Annotated in this window: 17 protein-coding genes; 14 read left to right on the plus strand and 3 right to left on the minus strand. The window is 67.8% G+C overall.

What is annotated here, in order from left to right; translation table 11 throughout:
* Positions 1 to 7: 7 nt before the first annotated feature.
* Entirely contained in the window at positions 8 to 1,267 is a 1,260-nt protein-coding gene (locus AB0I81_RS40345) for a hypothetical protein (protein WP_360668635.1), read from the plus strand.
* On the opposite strand, the gene AB0I81_RS40350 is transcribed toward AB0I81_RS40345, so the two are convergent.
* Positions 1,264 to 1,623: a hypothetical protein gene (locus tag AB0I81_RS40350; protein ID WP_360668638.1), complete on the minus strand. Its 360-nt coding sequence runs from the start codon at positions 1,621 to 1,623 to the stop codon at positions 1,264 to 1,266. The two genes, AB0I81_RS40345 and AB0I81_RS40350, sit on opposite strands and share 4 nt — an antisense overlap.
* 348 nt (positions 1,624 to 1,971) lie before the next feature.
* On the opposite strand from AB0I81_RS40350, the gene AB0I81_RS40355 reads away from it, so the two are divergent.
* From AB0I81_RS40355 to AB0I81_RS40415, 13 genes are all read left to right on the plus strand, one after another.
* Positions 1,972 to 2,208: a pyridoxamine 5'-phosphate oxidase family protein gene (locus AB0I81_RS40355; RefSeq protein ID WP_360668641.1), complete on the plus strand. Its 237-nt coding sequence runs from the start codon at positions 1,972 to 1,974 to the stop codon at positions 2,206 to 2,208.
* A 14-nt stretch (positions 2,209 to 2,222) separates the two neighbouring features.
* A complete protein-coding gene (locus AB0I81_RS40360; RefSeq protein ID WP_360668644.1) occupies positions 2,223 to 2,849 on the plus strand; it encodes a class I SAM-dependent methyltransferase in 627 nt (208 codons plus the stop codon).
* Between the two features lie 246 nt (positions 2,850 to 3,095).
* Positions 3,096 to 4,649 carry a sulfatase gene (locus AB0I81_RS40365; RefSeq protein WP_360668647.1) on the plus strand — a complete coding sequence of 518 codons (1,554 nt, stop codon included), beginning with the start codon at positions 3,096 to 3,098 and terminating at the stop codon, positions 4,647 to 4,649.
* A 511-nt stretch (positions 4,650 to 5,160) separates the two neighbouring features.
* A complete protein-coding gene (locus tag AB0I81_RS40370; RefSeq protein ID WP_360668650.1) occupies positions 5,161 to 6,138 on the plus strand; it encodes a phosphotransferase in 978 nt (325 codons plus the stop codon).
* 39 nt (positions 6,139 to 6,177) lie between these two features.
* Positions 6,178 to 6,462, plus strand: coding sequence for a nuclear transport factor 2 family protein (locus AB0I81_RS40375; protein ID WP_360668653.1), 285 nt, complete (start codon positions 6,178 to 6,180; stop codon positions 6,460 to 6,462).
* Between the two features lie 95 nt (positions 6,463 to 6,557).
* The gene (locus tag AB0I81_RS40380) at positions 6,558 to 7,079 is read left to right on the plus strand and encodes a DUF305 domain-containing protein (protein ID WP_360668655.1); all 522 of its coding nucleotides are present in this window, start codon (positions 6,558 to 6,560) and stop codon (positions 7,077 to 7,079) included.
* A 182-nt stretch (positions 7,080 to 7,261) separates the two neighbouring features.
* Positions 7,262 to 7,960, plus strand: coding sequence for a FadR/GntR family transcriptional regulator (locus AB0I81_RS40385; protein WP_360668658.1), 699 nt, complete (start codon positions 7,262 to 7,264; stop codon positions 7,958 to 7,960).
* Between the two features lie 18 nt (positions 7,961 to 7,978).
* Entirely contained in the window at positions 7,979 to 9,229 is a 1,251-nt protein-coding gene (locus AB0I81_RS40390) for an extracellular solute-binding protein (RefSeq protein ID WP_360668661.1), read from the plus strand.
* A complete protein-coding gene (locus AB0I81_RS40395; RefSeq protein WP_360668664.1) occupies positions 9,226 to 10,074 on the plus strand; it encodes a sugar ABC transporter permease in 849 nt (282 codons plus the stop codon). The genes AB0I81_RS40390 and AB0I81_RS40395 overlap by 4 nt, the downstream gene beginning before the upstream one ends.
* Positions 10,071 to 10,883, plus strand: coding sequence for a carbohydrate ABC transporter permease (locus tag AB0I81_RS40400; protein ID WP_360668667.1), 813 nt, complete (start codon positions 10,071 to 10,073; stop codon positions 10,881 to 10,883). The genes AB0I81_RS40395 and AB0I81_RS40400 overlap by 4 nt, the downstream gene beginning before the upstream one ends.
* On the plus strand, positions 10,880 to 13,813 hold the full coding sequence (locus tag AB0I81_RS40405; RefSeq protein ID WP_360668669.1) for a glycoside hydrolase family 38 C-terminal domain-containing protein: 2,934 nt from the start codon (positions 10,880 to 10,882) through the stop codon (positions 13,811 to 13,813). The genes AB0I81_RS40400 and AB0I81_RS40405 overlap by 4 nt, the downstream gene beginning before the upstream one ends.
* Complete coding sequence (locus AB0I81_RS40410; protein ID WP_360668672.1) at positions 13,810 to 15,042, plus strand: enolase C-terminal domain-like protein; 1,233 nt, start codon at positions 13,810 to 13,812, stop codon at positions 15,040 to 15,042. The genes AB0I81_RS40405 and AB0I81_RS40410 overlap by 4 nt, the downstream gene beginning before the upstream one ends.
* Positions 15,043 to 15,051: 9 nt before the next feature.
* Positions 15,052 to 16,488, plus strand: a complete 1,437-nt coding sequence (locus AB0I81_RS40415; RefSeq protein WP_360668675.1) for a peptidase S10 — start codon at positions 15,052 to 15,054, stop codon at positions 16,486 to 16,488.
* On the opposite strand, the gene AB0I81_RS40420 is transcribed toward AB0I81_RS40415, so the two are convergent.
* Together AB0I81_RS40420 and AB0I81_RS40425 are read right to left on the minus strand one after the other, a co-directional pair.
* Positions 16,447 to 17,277, minus strand: coding sequence for a hypothetical protein (locus tag AB0I81_RS40420; protein WP_360668678.1), 831 nt, complete (start codon positions 17,275 to 17,277; stop codon positions 16,447 to 16,449). The genes AB0I81_RS40415 and AB0I81_RS40420 overlap by 42 nt on opposite strands.
* An 83-nt stretch (positions 17,278 to 17,360) precedes the next feature.
* Positions 17,361 to 17,780 (minus strand): peptidase inhibitor family I36 protein, encoded by a 420-nt coding sequence (locus tag AB0I81_RS40425; RefSeq protein WP_360668681.1) that lies wholly within the window; start codon positions 17,778 to 17,780, stop codon positions 17,361 to 17,363.
* Positions 17,781 to 17,887 lie beyond the last annotated feature (107 nt).

A 17,887-nucleotide genomic window follows, 5' to 3' on the forward strand; every position in this document is an offset into this window, starting at 1 on the left:
CTGGAGCATGACCGACGTCGCGAAGATCATCGCTCGGCGGTCTGGCCTGAATATGGCCGAAGGCAAGCAAAAGGTGTGGCGCTGGGAGCACGGCAAAGCTGTCCCTGAGATGGCCTCTCAGCGCGCCCTGGCCGACGAACTCGAAATCGACCCCAATTTCCTCTTTAGGCTGCCGTGGCCGGATTGGCTCCAACTTGCTTACGTTATAGATGTGACAAGACCGTGGGACGAACCACAGGCCATGCTCGCGTTGACTGGGAGCGTGGATGCGATATTGGACCGACGGCAGTTCTTTGCGTTCTCTGGCGAGGCAGCCGTCATGCTGGCACATGCGTGGTCATCCGCGCCGGTGGGGCAACTCGCCCGCGGCGTCGAGGGGAAGCGCGTGGACACAGAAGTCGCCTCTTGGGTGGAGGGCCGAATACCTGAGCTGTGGCACCTCGACGATCTCGTGGGCGGTGAATCCTGCTTGGACGTCGCAGTCTCGCAACTTCGGCTCGTCGTACGGCTGCTCTCTCGCGGCTCGTACAGCGAGGCTGTAGGGCGGCGGCTGCACGCCTCGGCCGCCGAGTTGGCCCGCTTCACTGGATGGGCAGCGTTCGACGCTGGCAAGCACACAGCAGCGGAGCGGTATTGGCATGCTGGACTGCGAGCCTCGGCGACGGCGGGTGATGTCGGCACGGGGGCGTACATCCTGTCGCAGATGGCGATGCAGCGCACGTACTCAGGCGATGGCACGACGGCGGTTGACCTGTTGGAGGCGGCGCGGGTTCGCGCGGGAACGCGGGTGTCACGGACGGTCCACGCGATGCTGGATGCTTGGCAGGTCCGGGCTCACGCGGTCGCTGGAGAATCCCTCCCGGCGGCCAAGACCCTTCTGCGTGCTGATGATCATTGGAGCGCCCGACGGCCGGAGGACGACCCGGCATGGGTTTACTGGATGCGGCGGCCTTCCACCACGATTGAGGTGGGGATGGCGTTTTCAGCTCTGGGGGAGCCGGACACGGCTGAGGAGTTGTTGGCCGAGGGGATGCAGGCCCGCGGCCATGACTATGAGCGTGATCGGGTTCTGGGGTGGACGGCCATCGCGACCGCGCGCCTGGAACAGGGCGAGATCGAGGGGGCGATCGAGGCCGCTGGGGAGGCTGCCGAGACGGCGGCGGCGATCGACTCCAGTCGGGTCATGGATGAGATGGAGGCGTTCACGTCTCGTCTGCCTGCGCGAGAGGCGGGGGAGTTCCGAAGTCGGCTGCAGGAGTTGAGCTAGGCCGGCGTGCGGCCGGCGCCGGTGAGGTGGCCGCTCCACTGGTCGGGCCGTTCGCTTGTGCGGTGGTAGCAGTTGAGCCCGGCTTTGGCCTCTCTGCCGTCGGGGAACCTGACGGTGTACTCATCGTACGGCGCGACTGGGAGCTTGCCCTCGGCCTCGGCTGTCCAGCCGTGCGTGTGCATGATTGGCTCCAGGTCTGGCCCGCCGAGGCTGGCGTAATCCGTGTCGGTCCGGTGCCACAGGTGTATGTGGACGGGGTACTCGCCGTGCTGCTCGCGGGGGATCAGCACGGCGGGGCCGTGGTAGCCGGGCACGTCTCGGCGCGTCTCGGCGCGGTGCTCGCATCGGTCGCTCATGCGCCCATCATGCTCCTGCCGAGGGCGGGGAGGAATTGGGAGGTTTTTGGGGGGAGTGATCTTGGCTAGGGTCGGCTGAGATCGGCTAGGAATGGCCAGGATCGACCCGTTTCGGGACTCATGGCGCACCCCACCTGCATAAACGCTGGTTGCGCAGGTGGGGTGCGTCTGACTCACTTTGCTCGTAATGAAGGGGTCTGGGGTTCGAATCCCCAAGGCGGCTCCCAGTTGGAAGAGCCCCTCGCGATGATCGCGGGGGGCTCTTTTTCTGCTTCTTGCTGACCGGGGCACGTGCGCCGGCCTTCGTGCGTCTCCTGTGAGACCCTCTGCCATGCCCGGCAGCAATGAATGGCTGGCTGGTCCGTCGCCGACCAAGCGCCTGAGAAAGAACTGTTGGTAGAGCGCATCCTGAAGCTGTTCTCCTCGCAGAACATGTGCGTCCTGGCGACGTCGGGGGCTGACGGGTCGCTGGCGACCCCTGTGCGTTACTTTCGCCTGGGCTTGGCGCTCATGTTCACGGCGGTGCCTACGTCCCCGAAGATGCGGAACGTAGCCGCCGATCCGCCTGGAATGTCGGCGTGGTAAGGCATCATGGCGCGATGAGCTTGCGCTACGACGATGTGATCGGTCCGCTTCGGGCGGCATACGACGGTGGGGCCGAGCGGCGTGACGGCAGTGGGAAGGCGCCGTGGAAGCTGGCCGAGCGTGAGGCGTTTCTGGGGCGGCTCAAGGGTGACGGTTGTGGGCGGTTGCTGGAGGTTGGTGCTGGGACGGGGCAGGACAGTGCGTACTTCAAGGAGAACGGGCTGGAGGTCGTGGCCGTTGATCTGTCGCCTGCCATGGTGAGTCTCTGCCGGGAGAAGGGCCTTGAAGCGCATGTGATGGATTTCCTGCGACTGGATTTCGCGCCCGGGTCGTTTGATGCGGTGTATGCGATGAACTGCTTGTTGCATGTGCCCGACAGTGACCTGCCGGCGGTCATGGAGGCGGTGCGCGCGGTTGTGCGGCCCGGTGGGCTTTTCTTTGTCGGTGTGTACGGCGGGGGCAGCCTGACGGGGGAAGGTCTGTTCGAAGAGGATGATCATGAGCCTCCTCGGTTCTTCTCCTTTCGTGGTGATGAGGAGTTGCAGGGGTTCGCGAGGGGCGCCTTCGAGATTGTGGACTTTCATGTGGTTGGAAGGGACGAGCTGCGGTTTCAGTCGCTGACGTTGCAGCGTTCGGGGTGAAGGGGTGCGTGTTTGCCAAGGTTGGCGGCAGGGAGCGGACGCACGTTGTGCGTGCTTGGCGGTGAGTGGGCGCGCGTTGTCTGTGCTTGGCGGTGAGCGGGTGGCTGTTGCCAGGAAGCTTGGAGGGGGGAACGGTTGATTGGGTGTGTCGGGGGAGATTAGCCTCGTTCAGCGCAACCCTGATCTTCCGGCGCTGTCAAGGGGGCCGTCATGTCCGTGGTGGGGAACTTTCGGAGAGTGCTGGCGGTGGCGTTGGTCATCGTTCTGGCCATGAGTGTGACCACCTCGCAGGCAGGTGCTGGGGCGGCGGGTGCGCCCAAGCGGCCGAATATTGTGTTCTTCCTGGTTGATGACATGTCGGCTGATCTGCTCGCGTACATGGACACCGTCAGTGGGCTGGCGAAGGACGGTACGACGTTCAGCAACTACTACGTGTCCAATTCCTTGTGTTGTCCGTCGCGGGCCTCCATGTTCACCGGGCAGTACCCGCACAACACGGGTGTCGCCACGAACAAGGGGACCGATGGGGGCGGGTATCAGGCGTTCCAGAAGCACGAAGGGCGCACCTACGCCGCCTCGCTGGATCAGGCCGGATATCGGACCGGTTACCTCGGTAAGTACATCAACGAATACCCGGTGGCGGCCGGTTATCACGTGCCGGTCGGGTGGGATGAATGGCATGTGGCGGCGGGTGGGGGATACAACGAGTTCAGGTATGAGCTCACCCGTTACATCAAGGAGGAGACGGCCGGCGACAAGCCGATCGATCCGTCTGACGGCACTTATCTGGTCGATGAGCTTGGGGAGCGGGCGGTGGATTTCATCGCGCGGTCCAGGGAGCATGCGCCGGATGAGCCGTTCTTCTTGCAGGTTTCGCCGTTCTCGCCGCATTCCAGGGTTGGTTACCAGGCGGGGCAGAAGGAGCCGCGATTCCCGCCCGCGCGGCGGGATCGGCCGAAGACGGCGTGGCCTGCCGGGGAATTTCCGAATGGTGACTGTGGTGGGACCGACTGCCTGAGCATCGACGTGACGACTCTGCCGGGGTTCAACGAGGACACGGCCGACAAACCCTCCTGGGTACGGCGGGAGCCGCTCGGGGCCAAGGTGGTCAAGGATCTGCGTAAGGACTTCCGGGACCGGATCCGCATGGTGCAGTCGGTTGACGACATGGTGGAGCGGGTTCTCGGGTCGCTGACTGCTGAAGAGAAGCGCAACACGTACGTCGTCTTCACCAGCGACAACGGGTTCCATCTTGGGCAGCATCGGCTGCTTCGGGGTAAGTCCACCGCCTATGACCACGATGTGCGGGTGCCGCTGCTGGTCAAGCGGCCGGCTGCCGGGCGGCACGGTGATCTCGTGAGCGAGGCGATCACTCAGAACGTGGACCTCTACGCGACCTTCCTCGACATGGCCCGCGTCGGGCCGGACAACCGCGATGGGCGCAGCCTGTTGCCGCTCATCCAGGGGCACAAGGCCAAGGAGTGGCGGCAGGCCGCGCTGATCGAGCACGTCAAGCCGAACCCGCAGGCGCCGGGTGGGCCGGATCCGGATGCGGATGATGTCAAGGCCGGTAATTCGCAGCCGCCCACTTATGCGGCCGTGCGGACGGCCGGTGATCTGTACGTGGAGTATGAGGGGGAGCCGAAGCCCGAGTACTACGACACCGTTGCCGATCCGAAGCAGGAGTCCAACGATCCGGCCAACGCCAGGATTGCTGAGCTGGACAAGGTGTTGGAGGGGCTGCGGAACTGCGGGCAGCCGGGGGCAGCCGACTGTTGGGCCGCTTCGCTCGCTCGCTGATGGTGTCGGACACGGTGGTGCTGGTGGTGGCGGTGTCGGTCCTTGCGGTCTGATGGTGGGGGTGCTGGCGTCGCTGGTGCTGGTGCTGGTGCTGGTGCTGGTGCTGGTGCTGGTGCTGGTGCTGGTGGCGGTGCTGGACCTTGCGGTCTGATAGTGGCGGTGCCGCTCTAGGCGGTCTGGTGGTGGGGTGCCGGTCGCGGGGTGCCGACCACGGGGGCGCCGATTACTAGGTGTGCCGATGGTGCCGGCGGGCGAGGCTGAGTGGCCACGCGTTTGTTGAGCTAAGGGCGAGCAGGTCAGCCGGGTTGTGGGGCGGGGGTCGGCAGGGCGAGCAGGGCTGCGCGGCGGTGGCCAGCAGGGCTGCGCGGCGGGGTCGGCAGGGCGAGCAGGGTTGAGATGGTGGGTGGGCGGGTTGAGGGTGGTGGGCTGAGCTAGGAAAAGGCTTCGACAGGGGAGCGTGTTCGCCGGGAGGATTTCGACGGTGATGCGACGATTTATGCGAGCTGAAGACGTGGCTCCCCTGGCAGGCGAGGTCTTCGGGGCCAACCGCGGACTGGACGAATTGGAACGTCTGCGTGGAGGTACCAAGAAGGGCGTCTACCGCCTCCGCGCCGACGACGGCCGCAGTGCCATCCTGTACGTCTGGAGCGAGGAGGAGAACTTCTGGCCCGACTCCCGGCAGAACAGCCTGCATGCCTCCGGTCTCGACACCTTTGAAGCGGCCAGGAACCGGCTGGAGGGCCTCGGGGTACGTGTGCCGCGGCTCTATCTCGCCTCTCGTGCAAGTGAGCCGCGCCCTTATCTCTCGTCCCGCGCTAATGGGCTGCGAGGAGCTGACGTCGCCGTCGTTGAGGATGTGCGCGGCGGAACCCTGGAGGCACGACTTCAGCAGGACCCCGCGAAGGCCGAACCCCTGCTGGATCGCCTGGCGGAGGGCCTGAGGTTGATGAGCCGGTGCCGGTCGCCGTATACGGGCGAGGTCCTTCAGGTGGATGCGGGAGCGGTCGCGGAGGAGGAGTGCCCCGAGACCGTGATGCGGTGGGCCACGAAGGACCTGCGGGAGGCTGCGGGGCGGGTCGAGCGGATCGCGGCCGAGCGGGAGGCGTTCGAGGCGGCTCTGAAGGAGTTGGGGGCGGCAGTGCGTCCGCGTACGGACTACGGGCTCATCCACGGTGAGCTGGGACCCGACCACGTTCTGGTGGATGACCGGGACGAGCCCGTGATGATCGACATCGATGGCGCGCACTACTTCGACATCGAGTGGGAGCACGTGTTCCTGCGGATCCGGTTCGGTGAGCATTATGAGCGGCTGCGTGTGGACGGTCTGGATGAGGCGCGGATGCGGTTCTACCAGCTCGCCCAGCATCTGTCGCTGGTCGCGGGGCCGCTGCGGCTGCTGGACGGGGACTTCCCCGACCGGGAGTTCATGACCTGGATAGCGGCGAACCATACCGAGGCCGCGCTCGCCTTCCTGCGCGACTTCAGGTGAAAGGCGCGGGAGCGCCACCTCAGTGAGAGCACCTCAGTAGTGGCACCACCGCAGCGGGAGCAGCACCGGCTGACGGGGTCCTATCAGGGGGCCGATGGGGTGTTCGGCAGGTTGCGGTCGGGGCCGGCCATGCTGGTGGTGGAGCCGCAGCACTTTCTTGCTGCCGATGAGGTCGCTGTCGCGCTGGTGCGGGTGCACGGTGAGCACCAGGGGCGGCATCTGGACATTTCGGCCATTCACGCATATGTCGTACGCGACGGTCGTATCGTGGAGTCCCGTACGTACTTCGAGGATTCCCGGGTGATGGACAGGTTCATCGGCTGAGCCCCAGGCCAGTGACCTCAGGGGCAAGGGGGCCCTTGCGCGCCCGTTCCGGATCGAATAGGAAAGGTTCCTATCTATTTGGGGAGTTGAGGCGGGTGCGCAGACTGTTGGCGGTCCTCGGGCTCCTGCTGGCGGCCGCATGCGGGCAGCAGGAACCCGAGTCGCCGGTGAACGCCGAAGACGTGATGTTCGTGCAGATGATGGTGCAGCACCACCGGCAGGGCATCGAGATCGCCAGGGTGGGCACCACGCGGGCCGACGACCCCGAGGTCAAGACGCTCACCGCGGCCATCGAGAGCACGCAGCAGAGCGAGGTCGAGATGATGCTGCGCTGGCTGCACTCCTGGGACCAGCCGCTCACGCCCGCCACGGGGGCGCACGACCACCACGGCGGCATGCCCGAGACCGACGTCAAACGCATCCAGCAGCTGAAGAACTCCAAGAGGCTGGAGTACGACCTGCTCAACCTGCTGATCGCGCACCAGGACGACGCCGTTCAGATGGCCGCCGCGGAAGTGGCGGGCGGCGCCAACCCGGAAGTCCAGCGGTGGGCGGGCCAGGTGCAGAGCTCCCGAAAAGGACAGATCGACATGATGCTGGACCTGATCAAGAAGTAGAGCCCGGGAAGGCCACCGCTCCCGGGAAGGCCGCCTCCCTCAGGAAAGGCCACCGCCCCCAGAGAAGGCCGCCGCCCCCAGAAGGCCCGCCTCCCGAGAAGGCCGCGCCCCGGGAAGCCGGTGCGGGGGAAAGAAAGGTGCACCGTAGACGCCTGACGCGTTAAGTGATTAGATCACTTGATATGTCCGAGGTTACGCGGCCCACGCTTTCCGACGCTCTGACCGAGCGCATGCTGGAGCTCATCCGCACAGGAGGCCACCGGCCAGGCGACAGGCTGCCCTCGACCAGGGAACTCTCCCAGCGCTTCGCCGTCACCACCCCCACCCTGCGCGAAGCCCTGCGCAGGCTGGAGGCCACCGGCGCCATCGAGCTGCGCCACGGCTCCGGCATCTACGTGGGGGCCGACATCGAGCGCCTGGTCCTGCCCAACCCGAACATGCGTGAGATCCACGCGGCCCAGCTCCTGGAACTGCTCGACGCCCGCATCCTGATCGAGCCCCCGATAGCCGCCATGGCCGCCGAACACGCGGGCCAGGAGGAGCTGGCGGCGCTCGGCAGGGCGCTCGACGAGGCGGGCAGGCACCTGCGTGGCGAGGACGCCGAACTACACGACGCGAACATGACCTTCCACCGGGCCACCGCGCGGCTGGCGGGCAACAGCGTGCTGCACGAGGTCGTCGACTCGCTGCTCACCGTGCACGGCCCCGAGCAGCGCGAGATCCTGCAGATCTTCGACGACCGGCGCCGCGACCACGACGAGCACCTGTCGATCATGCAGGCCATCCAGGCGCGGGACGCGGTGCGGGCGGAGGCGCGCATGCGGGCCCACCTGGTGGACGTCAAGACAGTGATCGAGCAGAGATTGCGAACCCCCCGATGAGAACCAAGGAGGCGGCCCATGTACCGCTCTCGTCTGGCCACGCTCGGCGTGGCGGCCCTCGTCCTGGCCGCGTGCGGCGGTAACGGCGGCGGCGCCCCCCAGAAGAAGACCGAGCTGACGCTCTACAACGACAAGGGCGCCTGGACGAAGTATTTCGACGAGATGGGCGCCACGTCCAAGCAGGCCATCGGCCTGGGCATGAAGCCGACCGGATACACCGACTCGGCGCAGTACCAGGCCTTCATCAAGGCCAGCTTCCGCACGAATGTCAAGCCCGACCTGTTCACCTGGCAGACCGGCGGGATGCTGGAAGAGATCGTCAAGCAGAAGCAGGTGGCCGACACCACGGCCATCTGGCAGGAGGCGATCAAGGCGGGCGACCTCTCACAGGACCTCGTTCCCTACTACACGGTCGGCGGCAAGCAGTACTGCGTGCCGATGAACGTCGCGTACTGGGGCATGTTCTACAACAAGCAGATCTTCGACAAGTACGACCTCAAACCCCCGCAGACCTGGGACGACCTGGTAGCCACGGCCGAGACGCTCAAGAAGAACGGCGTCAAAGCCTTCTACCACACCAGCGTGTTGTTCTCCTTCGTCTGGTTCGAGCAGCTCATGGCCGGCACCGACCCCGACCTGTACGACCGCCTGGCCACCGGCAAGGCCAAGTACACCGACCCCGGCGTGGTCCAGGTGATGGAGCGGTGGAAGCAGCTCATCGACGCCGGCTACTTCATCAACCCCGGCGACAAGACCGACCCCGGCGACGTGCTCAAGACCGGCAAGGCCGCGATGGTCACGTTCGGCACCTGGTTCAACACCAGCATGGCCTCGCGCAACATGAAACCGGGCACCGACTACGACTTCTTCGTCATCCCGAACGTCAACACCGCGCTCCCCAAGACCTCGATGATCTTCGAGAGCGGCCCGCTGTGCTCGCTCACCAAGGCGGCCGACCCGGAGGCGAGCACGAAGTACCTCAAGTGGTGGACGAGCGCGCAGGCCCAGGAGAAGTGGGCGAAGAGCCGGGGCGACGTGAGCGCCAACCCGAAGGTGACGATCGACGACAAGGCGCTCGGCGCGGTCACCAAGGACGCGGGCGGCGGGAAGTACCGCCTGGTCAACCGCTACTTCGAGGCGACGCCGCCGCCCATTCTGAGCGCCGCGCTGGACGGGTTCAGCAAGTTCGTCACCGAGCCCGGCACGTACAAGGAGGTTCTGGAGACCATCCAGAAGGAGGCTGACGAGTACTGGAGCACGCACCAATGACGCGTGCCCCCATACTCGGGCGGTTCCGCTACGGCTACGTGGCGCCGGCGGCGTTGCTGGTCGCGGTGCTGCTGTACGCGCCGTTCCTGTACACCGCCTACCTGAGCCTGACCCGCTACGACGGCCTGGAGCCGCCGGTGTTCACCGGCCTGGCCAACTTCGCCAAGCTGTTCGACGACGCGGCGCTGCTCACCTCGACCCGCAACACGCTCATCTGGGTGATCGGCACGATGGTGCTGCCGGTCGGGCTCGGGCTGCTGGTCGCCGTGCTGTCCTACGACCTCAAGGGCGGCGCGTGGTACCGGGTTCCCTTCATGCTGCCGTACGCGCTCAGCGGCGCGGGGCTGGCCATGGTGTGGAGCCCGGTACTGTCCCACGGCGGCATCGCGAACCTGCTGCTCGGCTCGGACACCGCCTACCTCCAGGAGGCCCCGGCCAACACCTTCGCCATGCTCGCGGTCTGGACGTGGCAACAACTCGGCGTGAACACGCTGCTGTTCGTGGTGGGGCTGCAGTCCATCCCCAAGGAGCCCATCGAGGCCGCGCGGCTGGACGGCGCCGCGGGATGGCGGCTGTTCCGGCACGTGATCTGGCCGCTCATGCGTCCGCTGACGGCCGTGGTGGTGGGGCTCGCGCTGGTGTCCAGCCTGAAGACGTTCGACATCGTGTGGGTGATGACGCAGGGCGGTCCCGGACGCAACTCCGAGACGCTGGCGGTGACCATGTACAAGGAGACGTTCGTGGCCGGTGACTACGGTTACGGCTCGGCGGTGGCGGTGATGCTGACCGTCGTGACGGGGCTGGCGTCCTACCTCTACCTGCGCAGGCAGGTGACGGCCACGTGATCAGGCGGATCGTGCTCATCGTGCTCGGGCTGGTCTGGCTCGGGCCGACGTACCTGCTGCTCGTCAACGCCTCGCGGCCGGCCGACGCCTACGACCCGGCCGGCGCGTGGGTGCCGTCCGGCGACTTCGCGCTGCTGGAGAACTTCGCGAAGGCCGTGGAAGGCGCGAACCTGGCCGGCAGCCTGGCCAGCACCGCGCTCTACAGCATCGTCTCGCCGCTGCTCGGCGTGCTCATCGGGGCGCTGGCCGGGTACGTGATCGTGGTGCTGCGGCTGCGGCACGGCTTCTGGTGGTTCCTGCTGATCTTCGGCGGCACCGTCTTCCCCTCCCAGATGTTGCTGGTGCCGCTCTTCGTCAGCTACAGCGACGCCGGCCTGTACGACACCCACCTCGGCCTGATCCTCATCTACACGGCGATCAACGCCCCGCTGGGCGCGTTCGTGCTGCGCAACTTCTACAGCGGCGTGGCCTTCTCGATCTTCGAGGCCGCCCGCATGGACGGCGCCACGACCTGGCGCATCTTCTGGCGCATCTACCTGCCGATGTCGCTGAGCGCGCTCACGGCCGTGTTCATCCTGGAGTTCACCTTCATCTGGAACGACCTCGTCTTCGGCCTCACCCTGTCCCAGACCGAGAACGTACGCCCGGTGATGACCGCCATCGCCGGCCTGATGACCGACGTGTACGCCGGCACCCCGGTCCCCGTCGGACTGGCCGCGGGCCTGGTGGTCTCGCTGCCGACCGTCCTGCTGTTCCTCGGCACCCAGCGCCTGTTCGCCAGGGGCCTTTCACTAGGGAGTGTGCAATGACCAGCCGGTTGCTCCAGCGCAGCCTGGGAAGTCCTGACTACGACGGGATCAGGCAGGCGCTGCGCGACGACACCTCCACGCCCGTGATCAGCGTGCGCGGGGTCGAGGTGCGGGTCGCGGTGCTGCCGCTGTTCACCCACGACGGCCGCCAGGCGGTCCGGGTCTCCAGCACCGAGCCGCTGACCCACGTGCTGGTGGGCGTGGACAGCGCCACCGGCCGCGACGTGACGCTGCTGGTGCCCGAGGTGGACGCGCCGCGCGTACTGACCCTGGAGTGCCGCGACGACGCCGGCGTGGTCGGCAGCGCGCAGGTCACCGTGACGCCGCAGCGCAAGTGGCACGTGTTCGTGGTGCATCACTCGCATCTCGACATCGGCTACACCGACCCGCAGGGCACGGTGCTGCGCCACCACCTCGACTACCTCGACGCCGCGGTACGGCTGGCGGAGGAGACCGCGTCCTGGCCCGACGACGCCAAATTCAGGTGGTCGGTCGAGTCGTCGATGCCGGCGCTGAAGTGGCTGGAGGCCAGGCCGCCCGAGATGGTGGAGTCGTTCGCGGCGCTGGCCAGGGCGGGCTCGATCGAGGTGACCGCGCTGCCCTTCCAGCTGCACACCGAGGCGTGCTCGACCGAGGAGTTGCACCGGCAACTGCGTTTCACCGGCCAGTTGGAGCGGCGCTTCGGCTTCGCCACCAAGTCGGCCATGCACACCGACGTGCCCGGGGCCGTCGTCGGCCTGGTGGACGCGCTCAACTCGGCCGGGGTGCGTTACCTGGCCGCCGCGCACAACTGGGCCGGCAGGTCGGTGCCCTACCTGCACGGCGGTGACAAGCTGACCAGGCCGTTCCGGTGGCGGGCGCCCAGCGGGAACGAGCTGCTCGTGTGGTTCACCGACACGCCGCACGGGATGGCGTACATGGAGGGCAACACGGTCGGGCTCACCGACTCCTATGAGCTGGCCGACGACCTGCTGCCGCGCTACCTGTCGGCGCTGGCCACGCGCGGGTATCCGTACGGGCCGGGTACGTTCGGATGGCAGGGGCCGGACGCGCCGAAGGAGCCGTACGAGCTGGACGTGCTGCACCTGCGGGTGCAGGGGGCGCACGCCGACAACGCGGGGCCCTCGATCGTGCCCGCCTCGATCGCCCGCAAGTGGAACGAGCAGTGGGCCTACCCGCGCCTGCGTTCGGCGGTCAACAGCGACTTCTTCGAGCACGTCGAGGAGCGTTACCACGACCGGCTGGCCGTGCACGAGGGCGACTGGACCGACTGGTGGGCCGACGGGCTCGGGTCGGGCGCGCGCCCGCTCGGGTACGTGCGCAGGGCGCAGTCGGCGCTGCGGGTGGCCGAGACGCTGCACACGCTGGCCGGGGTGGACGCCACCGAGCAGATCGACGCGGCCTACGACAAGGTGGCGCTGTTCAACGAGCACACCTGGGGCGCGGCCAACCCGTGGGAGGACGCCGAGGAGGCGGGCGACTCGGGCGGGCTGCAGTGGACGCGCAAGTCGTCGGGCGCGTACGACGCCCAGGACGACGCCGCCGACCTGCTGCACGCCGGCGTGCGCAGGTTCGGCGCGGCGTTGTCGGAGTCGGGTACGGAGGGCGGCGCGCTGGCCTCGTTCGCCGTCTTCAACCCCGCCACGCGGGCGCGCACCGACGTCGTGCGCGCGTTCCTGCCCAGGGACGTGGTGGGGGTGGACGTGCCGATCGCGCTGGTGGACGCCAGGACGGGCGACACGCTGCCGCATCACGAGGAGCTGGTGGATCCGGACGACTGGCCGACCCGGCCGATCGGACGGCACCTCCACGCCGTCGTGCCGGAGATTTCCGGATACAGCTATGTGCGGGTGGACGTCGTCCCGGGGGAGACTCAGGCTCCGGAGCCGGTCGAGCTCGATCAGAACGGGGTGATCGAGAACGAGTTCTACCGGGTCGCGTACGACGTGCGCGAGGGCTACATCTCCTCGATCTTCGACAAGCGGGCCGGCCGCGAGCTGGTCAACGGCGACGCGGCGGGCGGTTTCGGCCAGTACGTCTACGACCGCTACGCCACCGCCCCGCACTTCAACCACCTGTCGGGACACGTGGGCGCGCACGACCGCACCCTGCTCGGCGACCGCGCGATCGGCACCCACGCCGCCATCAAGGAGGTCAAGCGCACGGCGGTCGGCGAGAAGCTGGTCGTGGAGCTGCGCGGCAAGGGCGTGGACTGGATCCGCACGACGATCGAGCTGCACCACGGCGTGCCCCGGCTGGACCTGACCTACCAGCTCGCCAAGCAGGGCACCCCGGCCAAGGAAGCGGTCTTCCTGTCCTTCCCGTTCGCCGCGGGCAAGCCCGGCGCGTGGGAGCTGACCGGCGGTGTCGGCGGCCCCGACGTGCCCAGGGTGCCGGGCTCGGCCGAGTACATGTTGCCGATCAGGCACTGGATCGCCTTCGAGGACCCCGAGCTGACCATCGCCTGGGCCACGATGGAGGCGCCGCTGGTGCAGCTCGGCACCATCCACATGCCGTACGCGCCGTTCCCGCCCACCCTCGACCAGGAGGACGGCACGGTGTACTCCTGGGCGCTCAACAACATCTGGGACACCAACTTCCCCGCCCAGCAGCAGGGCGAGACCACGTTCCGCTACGCGGTGACCTCGCGGGCGGGCGCCCCTGCCACCAGGCTGGGGGCGGAGCTGGCAGCCGGGCTGACCGAGCCGTTCGTCGGCGCGCTGATCACCGACAGCCCCGAGGTCAGCGAGACGTACGTGTCGGTGGACCATCCCGACGTGCTGATCACCTCGCTGGGCTGGGAGGGGGTGCGGCTGCAGTCGCTGGCCCCCGAGCCGGTCACGGTCAGGGTGTCGGTGAAGGGGAGCGAGAGCACCGAGGTAACGCTGCCCGCGTGCGGGGTGGCCGTCGTCAGGGGGACGCGTCAGTGAAGATCGTCGACATCCGGGCCACGACGGTCGCGGTGCCGCTGGAGGCGCCGCTGCGGCACAGCAACGGCGCCCACTGGGGCCGGTTCGTGCGCACGATCGTCGAGGTCGAGGCCGACAACGGGCTGGTCGGCCTGGGGGAGATGGGCGGCGGCGGAGAGAGCGCCGAGTCGGCCTTCCGCGCGCTCAAGCCGTACCTGGAGGGGCACGACCCGTTCCACCTGGAGGCGCTGCGCTTCAAGATCGCCAATCCGACGGCCTCGCTCTACAACAACCGCACGCAGCTTCTGGCCGCGATCGAGTTCGCCTGCCTCGACCTCGTCGGCCGCCACCTCGGGGTGCCCGTCTGCGACCTGCTCGGCGGGCGGTTGCGCGATGAGGTGCCGTTCGCGTCGTACCTGTTCTTCCGGTACGCCGCCGACGGCCATCCCGAGATCCGCACCCCCGAGCAGCTCGTCGAGCACACCGCCCGGCTCAAGCGGGAGCACGGGTTCACCGTGCACAAGCTCAAGGGCGGGGTGTTCCCGCCGGACTACGAGCTGGAGTGCTACCGGGCGCTGGCCGCCGCGTTCCCGGACGACCGGCTCAGGTACGACCCGAACGCCGTGTTGTCGGTGGCCGAGGGGCTGCGTTTCGGCCGGGCCATCGAGGACCTGAACAACGAGTACCTGGAGGACCCGGTCTGGGGGCTCGAAGGGCTCAGGGCCGTGCGTGAGCAGGTCAGGGTGCCGCTGGCGACCAACACGGTCGTGGTCAACTTCGAGCAGCTCGCCTCGAACGTGTTGCGCAGAGGCGCGGACGTGGTGCTGCTTGACACGACGTTCTGGGGCGGCATCAGGCCGTGCGTGAAGGCGGCGGGGGTGTGCGAGACGTTCCAGCTCGGGGTGGCGGTGCACTCGTCGGGGGAGCTGGGGATCCAGCTCGCGACCATGTTGCACCTGGGCGCGGTGCTGCCGAACCTGACCTATGCCGCCGACGCGCACTATCACCAGCTCACGGACGACGTGATCGAGGGCGGCAAGCTGGCGTACTCGGAGGGCGCCATCGCCGTGCCGTCGGGTCCCGGGCTGGGAGTGGACCTGGACCCGGAGCGGGTCGCCCGCTATGCAGAGCTCTATCGGGAAATAGGGGGCTATCCGTATGATCGCGATCCGGGGCGGCCAGGCTGGTACGCCACGGTCCCCAACGAGCGTTTCGCCGATCCGGAAATATCCATAGAAGTAGGGCCATAATTAACCGATATGTCTGAAGAGTCCAAGCCTGCCGCTCCCGCGGACAACCTGGTCACCACCTCCCACACGCTGCCGTCCGGCCAGTCGTACACGGCCACCACCGGCACCATGGTCCTGCGTGAGGAGGTGATCACCGACGGCAGGTTCGAGGGGCTGCGCCCGAAGGCGGAGATGTTCGTCACCGCGTACACGCTGGACGGGGCCGAGCCGCTGAGCAGGCCCGTCACGTACGCCTTCAACGGCGGGCCCGGCTCGTCGAGCGTGTGGTTGCACCTGGGCGTGCTCGGGCCGCGCCGGGTCGTGATGGGGGACGCGGGAGCGCTGCTGCCGCCCCCGTACGGGCTGGCCGACAACGAGGAGAGCCTGCTCAAGGAGAGCGACCTGGTCTTCATCGACCCGGTCTCCACCGGGTACTCGCGGGCCGCCGAGGGGCAGAAGGCGGAGCCGTACCACGGATTCAAGGGCGACCTGGAGTCGGTCGGCGAGGTGATCAGGCTGTGGACCACCAGGAACGGGCGGTGGATGTCGCCGAAGTTCCTGGCCGGCGAGTCGTACGGGACCCTGCGCGCCGCCGGCCTGGCCGACCACCTGCAGTCGCGTTACGGCATGTTCCTCAACGGCGTGATGCTGATCTCCTCGGTGCTGGACTTCCAGACCATCCGCTTCACCAAGGGCAACGACCTGCCCTACAGCCTTTTCCTGCCGACTTATACGGCCATCGCGCACTATCACGGGCTGCACGGGGACCGGCCGCTGGCCGACGTGTTGCGCGAGGCGGAGCAGTACGCCGAGCGCGAATACCCGTGGGTGCTGGCCCGCGGCTCCCGGCTCACGGCCGAGGAGCGCTCGGCCGCGGTCGCCAGGATCGCCGCGCTGACCGGGCTGAGCGAGGAGTACGTCGACCGGGTCAACCTGCGCATCGAGCACCACCGCTTCTTCACCGAGGTGCTGCGCCCGCGCAGGCGGACCGTCGGCCGCCTCGACGGCCGCTTCACCGGCTCGGACCCGGACGCGGGGGCCGAGCGCTTCCAGGCCGATCCCAGCATGAACGCGATCATGGGCCCCTACAGCGCCGCGCTCAACCACTACCTGCGCACGGAGCTGAACTACAACAACGACCTGCCGTACGAGGTGCTCACCTCGCGCGTGCAGCCGTGGTCGTACAAGGAGTTCGAGGGCGCGCACGTCACCGTCGTGGACAAGCTGGCCAGTGCCATGCGGACCAACCCGCACCTGCGCGTGCACGTGGCCTGCGGATACCACGACGGCGCGACGCCGTACTACGCGGCCGAGCACACCCTGTCCCACCTGCCGGTGCCCGCCGAACTGGCGGCGGGCATCGAGTTCAAGTACTACGAGGCAGGTCACATGATGTACGTCCACGAGCCGAGCCGGCTGCGGCAGTCAGCCGACCTTGCGGCCTTCGTGCTGGGCGAGCAGGTGTGAGGCCCGGCTCAGGCGCTGCCTGAGGTTGGCGCGCAGGGCGCCGAAACGGTCGGGGTTGTCGCGGATGACGGCCCGCTGCAGGTCGGCGTCGGCCGCGTACCAGGCGGTGACCAGGCCCGACGACCACTTGCACACGGTGTCGGCGGTCGCGGTCTGCTTCTCCTCCTCGCTCACGGCCGGCTCGTCGAGATCCCAGCGGCTGTCGGCGATGGCGGCCTCGGGAGCCGGATAGGAGTGGCCCGCCCGGCCCATGCACGACTGCCAGCGCTTGACCGCCCCGGTCACGGAGGGGTCTTTCGCGGCCTGCTCAAGAGTGAGCGAGTCCTGCAGGGCCAGCCACGGCCAGTCGGCCTTGCGCGCCCCCTTGTCCAGGGTGTGCGTGGCACGGTCCAGGCAGCCGCGGTCGGCCGCGGTGCCGTACAGGCGGTGGCGGGCGCGTCTGGGCAGCTTGCCGGCCCAGGCGCCGGTCGTGTCCGGAGAGGGCGGCCTGGCCAGGTGGTATCCGTGGGTCCTGGCCGCCGAGGTGTCGGTGACGCCGTAGCGCCGGGAGTTGCCGGGATCGACCGCGGCGAGCGTGGTCGGGTCCTCGGCGGGTGGGGCGAGGGTGATGCCCAGCTTGCGCATGCACCGTACGACGAGCTGGTTGTGGGCGTTGCCCAGCACGGCCCGCTGCCCGGGAGCGGTCTTGTAGGCGTCGAACGGCAGCACCAGCTCCGAGACGGAGGTGACGCCCCTGGCGGGCGCCGGTGGTGCGGGCTGGTCGGCGCCGCAGGCCGCGGCGGTCGTCATCAGCAGCAGCGTGCTCGCGAGAACAACTCCGCGGCAGCCGGTTTCCGGCGGCCAATCCCGGAAACCGGCACTCCCTTTGTTACTCAGTGGCACCAGATGTCGATCGCGCTGGTGCGGTTGTTGCCGACGGCGTTGTTCGCCAGGAAGCCGTCGTTGGAGTTGTTGGTGAACGTGCTGTGCGCGCCGGTGTAACCCGGGTGCTGCCAGAGCGTGGTGTTGCAGCCCACGCGGTTCCTGATCGAACTGGTCTCGTTGTTCATGCTGTGCCAGGAGTTGCTGAAGTCCCAGTTCAGCCAGTTGTTGTCTTCGAGGTTGGAGTCGTCCTTGACGAAGTCGCGCCAGTGGTCGACCTGGCCGCGGTTGTAGTCGAAGCCGGCGTACAGGCAGACGCGTCCGCCGTAGCAGGTGGAGCGGGGGCTCGCCACGGCGGTGGCGGCGGGGGCCACAGCGGCGAACAGGGCGGCCGCGGCGACGAAGCCGGCGGCCTTCTTGGATAGCCTCACAGGTCTCTCCTCGATCAGTGAGTCATTTCGAGCCGTAACTTAGCGCGCCGAATCGAATACGAGCCGTTATGACTCGCCGATCCATTGAAGAGCTTCGCGCCCGGGTG

It is taken from the genome of Nonomuraea sp. NPDC050404, from assembly GCF_040655495.1.
GTDB lineage: Bacteria > Actinomycetota > Actinomycetes > Streptosporangiales > Streptosporangiaceae > Nonomuraea.